Consider the following 12,532-nt stretch of genomic DNA (forward strand, 5'->3'; position numbering starts at 1 on the left):
CTCCCACTCCATCCGCCGCCAAAAGCCGGATGGTCAGATGAAATCTGAGGGGGGTCAAAATTGGACGCCGATTACCCCGCCAAGGGGGTCAAATTTGCACGCCGAAACACACTCACACCGCGCCACTTGGCGTATTCAAAACCGCCGAGGCTCTAATCGCCGCCGGATGAAAATTCAGTGGCAGGTCACCTCTTCCATCCCTTGGTGTCCACCTATTTGGGTGGACACCTCATGCCAAAGCTCACTCAATTGCAGAAGGTGCGGAGAAAATCGCGCTTACGATCGTTCAGAAAACATTGCCTGTTTTTGGAGGCGCAGGCGGTGTTTGGCCGGGCCATTAACCAAGTACCGGTTTTGAGGCATTCTCTCACTCAACTCACCCAGCTTCACCGCCAAAACTGCATACGTTGGAACTCAACCACTGCCCAATATGGTCATTGATTTGCGGCACATTCAGAGCGCCAAGACAGCGCCCTTTTGCGTGACAGTTAAACTCAAACGGATGTCGGTGGCCGAGAACCCAGCCATCACTGCAAATTCCCCCGCCTCTATCCGCCAACGCCGCTCGGTCGTGTCGAAGAAGGCAAATGTTCGGGCGTCAAGTATGAAACGCAACCTTCGTTTCTCACCGGGTTCCAGGGCAATTTTCGAGAAGGCTTTCAGCTCTTTAACCGGTCTGGGTATAGATGCTTCAACATCGCCGACATAGATTTGCACCACTGCCGAACCTGGCCGCTCGCTGATGTTGGTCAATTCCAGTGTCACTGTCACCGCGCCGGCAGCGTCCGGTAGCCCTACCGTCAGGTCCGACATCGCAAAGCTTGAATAACCGAGACCATGACCGAACGGGAACAGCGGCTTAATGCCGTGGCGGTCGTAGTGCCGATAACCGACGAACACACCTTCGTCATATCGCACATGGCCGTCCTTACCTGGATAGACCGCGTCATCCTCGGTATGTGTGGGGTTGTCAGCCCAGCGCACGGGGAAGGTCTGTGCCAGTCGGCCCGAGGGCTCGGCCTTGCCGAGGAGCACATCGGCGATCGCGTTGCCAGCCTCCTGTCCGGGATACCAGCATTGCAGTACTGCACGAGCACCGGAAAGCCAGGGCATTTCCACCGGTCCACCGGTTTGTAGTACGACGATCGTGTTCGGATTGGCCGCAATTACCGCCTCAACAAGCTGGTTCTGCAGACCGGGAAGTGCAATACCGCGAAGATCGGAGCCCTCGGTATCCCAGTCGCCCGTTCTGCCCACGAAGACTACCGCATGATCAGCCTTTGCCGCGACGGCTGCTGCCTCGGCAATCTCCGCTTCGGCCGAAAATCTGCCTATTCCTACCCGAATTGCAGCGATATAGAGGTTGACGTGGTCGTGCCGGGCGTACTCGGCGACGACCTCGTATGTACGGCCGGCTTCGAGCGTGATTTCACCCACGACCTCTTCGCAGCCTTCTTCAAAGAATGTGGTACCACGTATCCAGGAAGCCCAAGCGTCCACCACAAGTCTGCCGTCCACATAGACCCGGCCAAGCCCGGCCGAGGTTAGTCCGACGCGATAGATGCCGGCTTCCGAGGCTGTGAAGATGGTGCGCATTCTAGCCGAAAAGCGAAGGGGATCGACAAAGCCCTCGGCCACGGGGGGCAACCATACACCAAGGCTCGACGGTTCCTCGACGACCTTCACCGGTTCGCCAGCTAGCTCCCTTCCTTGGAAAAACTCGAAGGTTGTGGGGTTTTCGATTAGCGGCTGAAACCGATAATTGTTGCAACCCTGAGCGTAGCACAGATTCTCCTCACCCAGCGCGTCCACCAGCCCCTGCCACGGACTGATGACATAGTGAGGGTTCAACTGCGCCGAGCCGCCTCCCATCACCTGCGCGACCTTAGCATTGGGTCCAATGATGGCGACCATACCTTGCTGAGCCAATGGCAGGACCCCGTCATTCTGTAGCAGAACTGCGCTTTCCGCTCCCGCGCGCCTGATCAATGCCCTATGTTCCGGTCGATCAATGGCGTACTCCTTAAACTCGCGATGATCGTTGATAGCGCCGGTGCGTTCCATCAAAGTCAGGATATTGCGCACACAGGCGCGGATCGTCTCGACACTAACCTCGCCGCCTTCGACCGCAGCCAGTAGCTTGGAGCCGCGATCGCGAGTCGGGCCCGGCATCTCCAGATCCAGCCCGGCATTCACGGTGGGTGCGGTCGAACGCGAGCCGAACCAGTCCGACATCACCACGCCGTTAAAACCCCAGTCACCGCGCAGAACCTCGTTCAACAGCCAATGGCTTTCCGCCGTGTAAGTACCGTTTAGCTTGTTATACGAAGACATCACGGCCCAGACCTTTGCCCGCTTCACCGCCGTCTCAAAGGGTATCAGGTAGACTTCGCGCAGCGTGCGTTCATCGATATCTGAAGAGATGGTTGTACGTTCAATCTCGGACTCGTTGCCGACGAAATGTTTTATCGTGGCACCGACTTTCGTGGACTGCAGACCTTCGATATAGCCGACTGCAAGTTCCGCCGTCAGGATCGGATCCTCAGAGAAGCACTCAAAGTTGCGGCCGTTTGTGACGCTACGCTGGATGTTAACGGTGGGGGCTAACGAGACGTGGGCACCTTTTGAAAGAACCTCGTCACCTAGGGCACTGCCGATTTCCTTGGCTAGATCCGGGTTCCAACTCGCTCCGATGGCGATGCCCACCGGGAAAGCCGCTGCAGTCACACCTCCGACAAAAGACCCCGCCCCGCGGGCGCCGTTGGGGCCGTCGGTCAAGCGCAATCTCCCTATCCCTAGGCGGTCGATGGGCGGTAAAGACCAGAACGTATCGCCGGAAAGTAGCGAGACCTGCTCCGCCAAGGTCATATTATCGAGTAATGCTTTCTTATCAATCATCTTCTCTGCTTCTTGAATCTCGATACTTACCTGTCCCAGATCGGCATCTCGAGATGCATATTGGGGAAGCTGGTGATCTCGGCGCCATGGAGCCGTCCATCCATAAAAAGGACGCCCGTTTGTTCATCAAGGCGTCGCGTCCCGCCGTCGCGAGGACGACGACATGTTCGAAGCCTTCACATAGCCGAGATGCGGTCACCGCTTTCCATTGAAAACAAGGGACATCGCGGCAATCGATTTCAGCAGTGAAAGTTGTGCCGGCTGCGGCAGCGCCGGTTCTGTTACGGAGTTATTCCTCCGCAAGTTTGTGAGACAGTTTGAACCTTAGCAAGCTTTATCAGACAATCTGTTGACAGACAACCTCGGTCGCGCAGCTTTCGTGTCGTCATTGATGATTCGATGCTTCCCTCGGAGGCGGATCCCGATTGATGAAGTTTCTTCGCCGCCTATGGACAAGGATCGACCACAATGGACAGGCTGTTGTCCCGTTTCCGGCTACAGAGTAATCATTTTCGTACTGTCTTTCATAATCAGCATTTGCGCGGTGGGGTTTTCGGGGCACTACGCCGCGGGTCTCCTACAAGGCCGCCTGGAAACCTCGAGCGAGGTGATGCAGGTGCTCTCGGGTTTCCGTGACGTCTCCGCCTCGTCCGTCTGCATCGCCCTCACGCCGTGCTTGAATCCTCCCTACATATGCAGGCATTCCCGGTTGATATCGATCCAGATTGTCTGAGAGCTACCAGTATTCGTTGATCCTGCCGTTATAGCTTTGCCTGCTCGTCTGCACAAATTTAGATATCGAGAGATCAAAAACGGGCGCCTGGAGGAGAGCCGTGGCAGTACCGCATTCGTACCGGCTGGTCGTGTCAGACAGCCGAAGACTTGCGGATTCTCTACCATCATGGATGGCCTCCGCTCAGAGAGGGATCGGAGGCTGTCACGTATTTTTTTCCGCTTTCGGCATGTTAAAGGATGCCAGGCGATCTTGCTGCCAATTATTTTTCTGGCTGCGAGCGACCGCTTTCTGCCGGCACTCAAATTCCCCTGGTGAAGCAGGGCTATCGCATATGAGCGATGATAGAGATGAGGAACTGATCGTCCCACCCTGCGTTCTTGATCTTTCGACGAATGGAGGCCTTATCTGGATGGGCTCGGATGAGGTTGAGGGCAATCTTTCGTAACAGAGCAATGTTTGCCGGTCCGTGATCCTTACGGTTTCTGGCGGCATCCTCGCGGAACTGGACGTCGAGCACCCAGTGCAGTTTGTTTTCGATCTGCCAATGAGTTCTGGTTACCTCGATCAGGGCGGCAGCCGACATGATGGTGGAGAGCAGGAAGTAGCGGACATGGCTGGTCAGACGGCCATCGGCATGACGGCTTGTGGCCTCGACGGATCCGATGGCCTGCAGGCCGGGGAAGTCGATGTCATTGACGGCGACGATGCAGGCACGGCGTCTTTCGCAGCGGTCATGGTCATTCTCGGCGGCGGTCTGGACGCCGAGTGGCTCGACGTCGTCCAGACGAGCAATCGTCTGTGCCAGGAGGCCGGGCTGATTGGCCTTCAACGCCAGGGCATAGTCGCCGCCGGCGGAAAGGATGGCATGAGCGGTATCGGCGCGGCAATGCAGGGCATCGGCGGTGACGATGGCACCTTCCAGCGACAAAAGCGCAAGCGCATCGAGCGCCCCTTGGACCTCGTTGCGGCCCGGCGCGGTCTGTTGGCCGATGACCAGGCCGCAACCGGCAGCCCAGACCTTGACGAGGGGCAGCGGCGGCGCCTCGTACCGCCTTGCCGTCGACCGCCACCACGCCTTCCATGCCCTTTGCAAAGGCTTCGGTAAAGCGGCTTCGAAGGCAACCTGATTGAGGCAGCGGAAAACGGTGGAGAAGGTGCCATGGCCGGCGATGCCATAGGGCAGCGGCACGATCGTCTTGAGCCACTTCTTTTTGGAAACGCCGAATCGGCCATGTCGGCGCAGCTTTCGGCGCCGCAAACGATCGCGGCAATGGCAATGAACAGGATCGACATCAGCGGATGACGTGTGTTGCGCCCCGAGGGTCGGGCAGATCTTTTAAAACAGGTGGCAAATCGATTCATCCGAACCTCCAAATTATCGGAGAGTTCTTGAGTCGATTTGCCTCAGCAAAACAACTCCTTACCATCCATGTGCGATTCTCCTGCCTGGTGAAGCTGTCTCGTCTGGTCGTCACTTCAATCGCCCGCAACCGGCGCCTTAAGGTAGTCGAGAAACGTCCGGAGAGCGGACGGCACCTGTCGATGCGAAACGTAGTATGCATGAAAACCCGGCCCGGTAGAGGTCCAGTCCGGCAGCACGACTTCGAGTGAACCGGCCGCAAGTTTGTCCTCGACCCGGGCCTGCAGGCAATAAAAGAGACCGCCTCCCTCCTCCGCCATGCGGATAGATAGTTCCGAATCTCCGAGCGTGAGAAGTCCCGGAACGTCGAGAGAAACCATGCGATCGCCGTCGCCAAGTTCCCATTTGCAGAGGTGATCTGTACCGGTTCGGATCCGGATGCACTCGTGCGTCAAGAGATCTTCCGGCCGCGCGGGCCGCCCTCGTTCGTTGAGATAGGCCGGAGAACCGACTACGATCCATTCGAGTTCGGATGTCAGACGCGACGCGATCATCCCCTCGGGAACCGTTCCCCCATAACGGATGCCCGCGTCAAAACCTTCGGCGACCATATCGATGAAGCGATCCTCGACGCTGACTTCGACCTCGACATCTGGGTAGCTCTTGCGAAAACTGTGCAGTCGAGGAGCGATCAGCAGCTCGGCGGCGTCACGCAGGGTGGTCACTCTCACTCTGCCCGTAGGCCCGCTCCTGAAACTGTCTAGGAGATCCATCGCAGCTTGAATGCCGAGGAAACGGGGCTCCAGTTCGGCAAGCAGCACTTCGCCGGCGGCGGTGAGACTGATGCTCCTGCTTGTCCGATGAAACAGACGGACGCCCAGACGGGCCTCCAAACCCCTGATCGAGTGGCTGAGGGCAGACCCGGAAACGCCGCGAAGCGCGGCGGCCTTTCGGAACCCCCCCGCACGCGCGATCGCGACGAAAGTTTCAAGGTCGGCCAGATCGGCCCGCGTTGATACCATGAGTTATGGATACTCGCACTTGTACTGAAAAAGATCGCCCTTGCCGGCGCCGACCTTGCTTCAGGCCGGCCGGCACCTTCAATCCTTATTTAACTGGCCCTGTATTTGGTATGTGATGGCCGAGGAAGCAGTCAAAAATTTGACCTAGTGATCCATGTTGGATCCTGCGAAGGACGGCGGAGATGGCCCGGTCGCTGAAAAACGAAAACGTCCGGGATTAGATCGTCATGCAATGAAGATCTTCGTGTCCACAGCCACGAGAGACGGCACCGGTTGGTTCCGCGAGGCGGTCTAACAGTCCCGGAGGTTCTAGTTCTGAGCTCTCGAAAACGCGGGCTACCAGTCCTGCCGGGTTGGATGGACGAAATGTCGTTGATCGTGATCTCCGGGGGCTGGTCTAGTGCATAGACCACGGCTTCAGCCATCGACGACGGCGGAATACCCTGCTTGTTGAGCTCTCCGGCGATCTTTCTGCCCGTCTCGTCATGAACCTTGTCGGCCCAGCCGGTATCGATCACGCCAGGGCTGATCATAGACACTTGGATCCCGCTACCCACGCCCACCTCCTTCCTGAGGCTTTCGGTAATACCGCGTATGAAGAACTTCGTGGCTCCGTAAACCCCTGCCGCCTCGCCGACATGAACGCCGGCGATAGAGCTCATATTCAGGATGCGGCCGGACCGGCGCTCCAACATCGACGGCAGCACCGCGGCGATCGCATGCAGATAGCCACGCAGATTGGTATCGATCATCTTGTTCCAATCGCCGACGGCGGCATCCTTCCAATAGGAAAAGAGCATGAGGCCGGCATTGTTGACCAATATATCGACCGGGCCGTACGTCGTTGTGGCGAACGCGACGAGGGCCTTGGTACTCTCAAAATCCGTGGCATCAGCAACCTTGTAGCTGGCAATACCTCCCGAACCGGTGATGTCTTCGACGATCTGACTGAGGCGTTCCTCATTGCGGCCGGCAAGGACGACGCGCGCACCTTTTTCCGCCAATCCTCTGGCGGTCGCCGCTCCAATGCCCGAGGAAGCCCCTGTGACGATGGCGACCTTGTTTTTCAGATGTGACATGACGTGCTCCTTCACTGCGGTTGGGTCAATTCGGCTTGCCGCGCGGCTTTGACGGGCTCGGGGGTCGTCCGGTTTTCCAACACCTGGCGCTTGGTTTCCTGATCTCCGCCGACGATATGGTCGATGCCGTTCATGAGAGCCTCGAACCCCTGCTGGGCGACGAGCGTCTTGTCGTTTTTTTGTTGGCCACCGAGCTTCGTACCGCCCATTCCAGCGTTCGCGTGGAAGTCGCTGTTGGTGGCGCCCGGAAGGAGTGCCGTCACCGTGACCCCGGTCGAGCGCAACTCCTCGCGCAGACGCGAACATATAACCAAATGCCTTCGACGGGCCGTAAACGGTTTCGTATGGCGTGGGCAGGGTCGCCGAAACCGAGGAGGTGATGAGAATCCTGCCGCGGCCGTTCTTGACCATATGTTGGACGACGCGTTTGGCCATATGGACGGTCCCGGTTACATTGATCGCAAGCAGGCGAAGCTCATCCTCGAGATCGTTATCGACAAAGGCGCCGCCAATACCGATACCGACGTTCAGAGCCGCGGCTTCCAAGGGGCGCCCCAGCCCGTGCGTAAAGGTCCAGAACCTCTCGACGCCATCGTACGTCGAGGCATCCGCTTTGAACGGATATGCTTCGGCATCAAGGCTTCGTAGCGCATCGGCGGCCTCGTTCACCTTGTCGCTTGAGCCTGAAATGGCGACATCGAATCCATTCTTGGCGAATTGTTTGGCAAGCTCGAAGCCTATTCCAGATGAGCCGCCCGTGATCATTGCGAGTGGTTTATTCCCTGTCATGATTTCACTCCTTTGGTTTGGTCAGCACCACGATCGTCTCGAGGCGCTGGTGACCAAATGCCCGTGGAGCCGATTGGTTACATGAGCAAAATTGATCGGGGCGGTGAGTGAAAATCATCCACCGATCTGGCAGGGACCAGGAGTGCGTTACCTTTTTGGTCCCGTCCGCGGTCGAACTGGCCAGGCATTCCCTACGTCACGAAGGCCCTTGAGTGAACACGGCTCATCGGTGCGTGCGATCCCGCTCACTTCAAGTAGCCGTCGCGCTACCCTATTCTTATAGTGCGATCGAACGGTCGTTCGCAGCCCGCGGATATGATCCGACGACCCAAGCGCCCGAGTAGCGTTGATGGACTTCTCTGCGCTGGTGCCATCGGCCGGCACGCTTCTCGGAGAAAAATTCCACGGCGACGGCTTGTCCGGCACACCTTCCAGCGGTGACGGTCCAATGACGGGAAAGACAAAAAATGAGCGAGAGAATGAACAGCGTCGTTGCTCCTGGCCGCGTTGCGGTCATCACGGGAGCTGCGAAGGGCATCGGCTTGGCAATCGCGAGGGCTCTCGCGGCCCGCGGCATGAAGCTCGCGCTGCTGGATCTCGACGCCGACGCACTTGAGGATGTTACTTCGACACTCGACACGGACATCCTGATCGTGAGCGGCGACGTATCAGATTTGTCGGCACTGACCAGGTTGCGGGACGAAACGATTTCGCGGTTTGGCGACGTGGCCGTTCTAGTAAACAACGCGGGCATAACGCAAGGAGCCGGCCCTTGGGACAATCCTGCAAAGTGGCGACGCCAGATCGATGTAAACTTCCGAGGTGTTCAGGCCGCGCAACACGTCTTCGTGCCCTACATGATCGAAGCCGGTCGCCAGTCGGCCGTTGTCAACCTCGGCTCCAAGGAAGGTATTACGACTCCTCCAGGTAACGCCGCATATTCGGTGGCGAAGGCAGCTGTCAAAGTCCTGACCGAACAGCTGTCGCACGAGCTTCTGAAGGAGACGGGAGGTCGTGTTTCGGCTCATCTCCTCGTCCCTGGCTACACGTGGACACCCATGAACATCGCACTCAAGCCGCAGGGCATTGCGAAACCCGATGAGGCATGGACCGCAGAGCAACTGGTGGAATACTTCCTGGTCCGTCTGCTCGACGAGAATTTTTACATCATCTGTCCGGATAACGCGGTTACGTCTGCGATCGATGCCAGAAGGATCCGCTGGGCGGCCGACGACATGATCCTGAACCGGCCGGCGCTTTCACGCTGGCACCCCGACTGGATGGATAAATTCGCAGCCTGGTTGAAGGCAGGTCACTGACGGTGGAATGTTTGTAGAGGAGAGTAATCCAATGCCCAGACCCTATGTAATCTGTCACATGATGTCGCCGCTGGATGGCCGATTGATCGTCAATGATTGGGCCGAGGCAACCGGCCATTCGGTCGATGAGCTCGTGAAGATCTATGACGGCCTGCATGAGAAGATCGGTGCCGACGCCTGGCTTTCGGGAAGAGCGACGGGAGAAGAGTTCGCGGACGCCGTCGACCGCCCCTATCAAGCAACCGGCACAGCCGCGCGACCGATCCATATCGCCAACCCGGACGCCGGCGAGTTCGCTGTCATCGTGGATAAGGACGGTCGGCTACGCTGGGACAAGAGCGACATTGACGGAGCTCACCTTGTGGTCCTGACAGGATCTGACGTGGATGATGCTTACCTGGCGGGCCTCACCCAGGCTGGCGTTTCCTATATCGTCTCGGAGAAAGATGGCGTCGATCTGAAAAACGCGCTTGACCTTCTTGGAACCGAGTTCGGTGTGAAGCGCTTGATGCTGGAAGGCGGGGCGCAAACCAATGGCCATTTCTTGAAGGCGGGTCTTGTTGACGAGGTCAGCCTGGTCATCTTCCCTGCGATCGGAGGCAAGTCGAATACACCGGCCATATTCGAGGGCGGCGAGGATGGGCTTGCCGGCAGGGCGAGGCTCACGTTTATCAGCGCCGAAGCCGCTGGCCTCGGCTCCGTGCATCTGAGATATCGCGTTGGACGTCCATAAGAGACGTCCATAGGAGAAGATTGTGGAAGGGCTCCCTCCTGCCGTCGTCGAAATGATCGTCGAGGAGCAGGGCGCGATACTCCTGAGCAAGCAACCTTGTTTCGAGATCATCGCGCAGCGCAGAGAGCCGGAAGAACTGGCGTAGTCTGCCCGTGGTGTCTCTCCGATTAGGCGGTGTGATGAACGGTATGTGACGCCGACATTAATGCCCGCGGCGGTGACCGCGATATGAGCGTCAAGGCGTTGCTCGAGTGCAGCTCGACAAACAAACAAGGTGAGACGCGTATTGCCGCACGTAACGATGCTCCCCACAAAAATGTCGGGCCTACTACACCTGCTGTCAGGTTTGTCAGGTGCGCGCCATGGTGCTGTTCCGCCCGACTTCCTACCGCGCTCTCGTGGAAGTCCTTGAAGCATAGGCACAAGATTCCTTCTGAGGCTCGATCCGGCCAGAGTGGCATGAGTCTTGAAACTTTCTCGTCGCGCGGCGGCAGCTGTCTTCTCCCGAGAAAGCGCGCGAGTCAAAGTCGAATTGCAGGTGAACGCATGGTGACGCAGTAGAACTTTGTGGATGCGGTTCGACCCGGGGAGAACAAAACTCCGGGCAGAGGTTTGGGAGGGTTGTTTGTCTGTGTCTGACAAAATTGCGATCTTCGGTATGGCGAGCGTTTTTTCGGTCACCCATGCGCTATTCGCAGTCGCTCAAGAGGCCAGGGCCGTGACTAACCCCCTGGCCTATATGCTGCAACCTATCACAAAATCCCAGGGGATGCTGAAAACCTTCGAACAAAGCCGGGAGACATTTCCGGGCGAGGTTCTGCTCGATATGAACGCTACCTATCTCGACCGACAGATCTACAATCCGGCCACGGCGCGCTACGACCACGTTAAACTGCGCGGCTATCAAGACGCCCGCCAGACCGGCTTATCCGGTGCCGACACGCCATTGGTTGGACCGACCATCGATCTACGGCCCGGTCAGACGGTGCGGGTAACGCTTCACAACCTGTTCCCTCAGGATTCCACCTGCGGCATCGGCGGTGGCAGTGCCAATACCCCCCATTGCTTCAACGGTACCAACCTGCATTCGCACGGTCTCTGGGTAAATCCGTCTGGCAATGGCGATAATGTGCTGATCTCAATCCGTCCCGGCGTTTCGTTCCAATATGAATACAACATCGCCGTTGAGCATCCCGCCGGCACCTTCTGGTATCACCCACACCTACACGGATCAACCGCATTGCAGGTGTCGAGTGGCATGTCCGGGGCGTTGATCATCCGTGGCGATCGCATGCCGACACCGACCGAGACTGGCGATATAGACCGCCTATTGAAGCAGCCGGGCGGCTCCGATATCGCCGAACGGGTTTTGGTGCTACAGCAGATTCAATATGCTTGCACCGATAACAATGGCGACATCACTTATGATTGCCAGCCAGGACAGGTGGGCGGCATCGAAAGCTACGATCAGTTCGGACCTGGCAGTTGGCCGGCTTCGGGCCGCTTCACCAGCGTCAACGGCCAGGTGCTTGGTCAGTTGGCATCAGCGGAGGCTGGCTCGGTCGAGCGGTGGCGGATGATACACGCCGGGGTTCGCGACACCATCAATTTCGAAATCCGGCGCAAGACCGGGACGACCGCGTTCCGCACGCTTGCGGCAGCGGACACCGACAGATGGATCGACCAGAATTGCGGCAAGGATACTATTCCGTATGGGGTGGTGGCCCAGGACGGGCTGACAATGGCGCAGGTGCAGATGCGGCAGCAAGCGATCCTGCAACCGGGCTACCGCGTTGACGCGCTGGTGGTGTTGCCAGGAGCGGGTGACTACTGCATCATCGATGGCGCCGCACCGGCAGCGGCCAGCGTCAACCAGGAGGCTCCAAGCCGACGGCTTCTCGGCATAGTCACTGCAGTAGGCGGCCATGCCGTCAATGGCGAGATCGGCACCTATCTTCAGGATTGGCTGATTTCGGCGGCTGAGCGCACGATGTCACAGAATGTCGCCGGCAAGGTTATCGATGACCTCAAGAACGAGATGTCGCTCTCAAGCTTTATTCCCCATCCGGACATCGACGCGGGCGAGGTCACCGGCGAGCAGCAACTGGTGTTTAACATCGATGTGAAACAGCCGGGTGCCACCTTCTTCGAGGTTGACGGCAAACCTTATGATCCCAACCGCATCGACCGGACGTTGCCGCTGAGCGGAGTCGACGAATGGACGCTCCGCTCGGATTTCGTCAGCCACCCATTCCATATCCATGTCAATCCGTTTCAGATCATCAAAATTGTCGATGCGGCCGGCAACGATGTCAGCGCGCTTGGCGCCGATGACGACGGCGATCCGCAATATCCAGGCTTGAAAAATGTCTGGAAGGACACGCTGTGGATCAAGAATCCCGGCACCGATCCGTCGGCGCGCTACACGATCACCGTGCGGACGCACTACCAGCGCTATATCGGCGAGTTCGTTCTGCATTGCCACATCCTCGATCATGAGGACCAGGGCATGATGCAGAACATCAGGATCACCCTGCCGGACGGCCAGGGTGGCACCGTTTCCGGCCATCATTAGGGCGTCGATCGCCATTGGGAG

Annotated in this window: 8 protein-coding genes and 1 pseudogene; 5 read left to right on the forward strand and 4 right to left on the reverse strand. The window is 58.1% G+C overall.

The genetic code is table 11. From position 1 onward, the window contains the following. Nucleotides 1–453: 453 nt before the first annotated feature. The gene (locus tag MOV76_RS13515; protein WP_016737400.1) at nt 454–2,898 is read right to left on the reverse strand and encodes a glycoside hydrolase family 3 protein; all 2,445 of its coding nucleotides are present in this window, start codon (nt 2,896–2,898) and stop codon (nt 454–456) included. A gap of 468 nt (nt 2,899–3,366) precedes the next feature. Here MOV76_RS13515 and MOV76_RS13520 point away from each other — a divergent pair. Further along, nucleotides 3,367–3,547, forward strand: a pseudogene (locus MOV76_RS13520) (hypothetical protein); the annotation flags it as partial. Between the two features lie 409 nt (nt 3,548–3,956). On the opposite strand, the gene MOV76_RS13525 reads toward MOV76_RS13520, so the two are convergent. From MOV76_RS13525 to MOV76_RS40325, 3 genes are all read right to left on the reverse strand, one after another. Then, entirely contained in the window at nt 3,957–4,823 is an 867-nt protein-coding gene (locus MOV76_RS13525) for an ISAs1 family transposase (RefSeq protein WP_237353186.1), read from the reverse strand. A gap of 287 nt (nt 4,824–5,110) precedes the next feature. After that, entirely contained in the window at nt 5,111–6,016 is a 906-nt protein-coding gene (locus MOV76_RS13530) for a LysR family transcriptional regulator (RefSeq protein ID WP_004674388.1), read from the reverse strand. Between the two features lie 131 nt (nt 6,017–6,147). Beyond that, nucleotides 6,148–7,884: an SDR family NAD(P)-dependent oxidoreductase gene (locus tag MOV76_RS40325; RefSeq protein ID WP_225884156.1), complete on the reverse strand. Its 1,737-nt coding sequence runs from the start codon at nt 7,882–7,884 to the stop codon at nt 6,148–6,150. A gap of 467 nt (nt 7,885–8,351) precedes the next feature. On the opposite strand from MOV76_RS40325, the gene MOV76_RS13540 reads away from it, so the two are divergent. The 4 genes from MOV76_RS13540 to MOV76_RS13550 all read left to right on the forward strand — a co-directional run bounded on the left by MOV76_RS13540 (nt 8,352) and on the right by MOV76_RS13550 (nt 12,511). Beyond that, a complete protein-coding gene (locus MOV76_RS13540) occupies nt 8,352–9,203 on the forward strand; it encodes an SDR family oxidoreductase (RefSeq protein ID WP_008534165.1) in 852 nt (283 codons plus the stop codon). 31 nt (nt 9,204–9,234) lie between these two features. Continuing rightward, nucleotides 9,235–9,936 (forward strand): RibD family protein, encoded by a 702-nt coding sequence (locus MOV76_RS13545; protein WP_008534164.1) that lies wholly within the window; start codon nt 9,235–9,237, stop codon nt 9,934–9,936. A 22-nt stretch (nt 9,937–9,958) separates the two neighbouring features. After that, nucleotides 9,959–10,081 (forward strand): hypothetical protein, encoded by a 123-nt coding sequence (locus tag MOV76_RS39845; RefSeq protein ID WP_009982859.1) that lies wholly within the window; start codon nt 9,959–9,961, stop codon nt 10,079–10,081. Nucleotides 10,082–10,561: 480 nt separating this feature from the next. Continuing rightward, a complete protein-coding gene (locus MOV76_RS13550; protein ID WP_016737399.1) occupies nt 10,562–12,511 on the forward strand; it encodes a multicopper oxidase family protein in 1,950 nt (649 codons plus the stop codon). Nucleotides 12,512–12,532 lie beyond the last annotated feature (21 nt).

It is taken from the genome of Rhizobium sp. PRIMUS64, from assembly GCF_023006465.1.
GTDB classification, from domain to species: Bacteria; Pseudomonadota; Alphaproteobacteria; order Rhizobiales; family Rhizobiaceae; genus Rhizobium; species Rhizobium leguminosarum.

Bases quoted from the DNA above. Each gene is read 5' to 3' on its own strand.
- MOV76_RS13530 (WP_004674388.1), bottom strand. From the start codon at position 6,016: ATGGTATCAACGCGGGCCGATCTGGCCGACCTTGAAACTTTCGTCGCG.
- MOV76_RS13545 (WP_008534164.1), top strand. From the start codon at position 9,235: ATGCCCAGACCCTATGTAATCTGTCACATGATGTCGCCGCTGGATGGC.
- MOV76_RS40325 (WP_225884156.1), bottom strand. From the start codon at position 7,884: ATGACAGGGAATAAACCACTCGCAATGATCACGGGCGGCTCATCTGGA.
- MOV76_RS13540 (WP_008534165.1), top strand. From the start codon at position 8,352: ATGAGCGAGAGAATGAACAGCGTCGTTGCTCCTGGCCGCGTTGCGGTC.
- MOV76_RS13515 (WP_016737400.1), bottom strand. From the start codon at position 2,898: ATGATTGATAAGAAAGCATTACTCGATAATATGACCTTGGCGGAGCAG.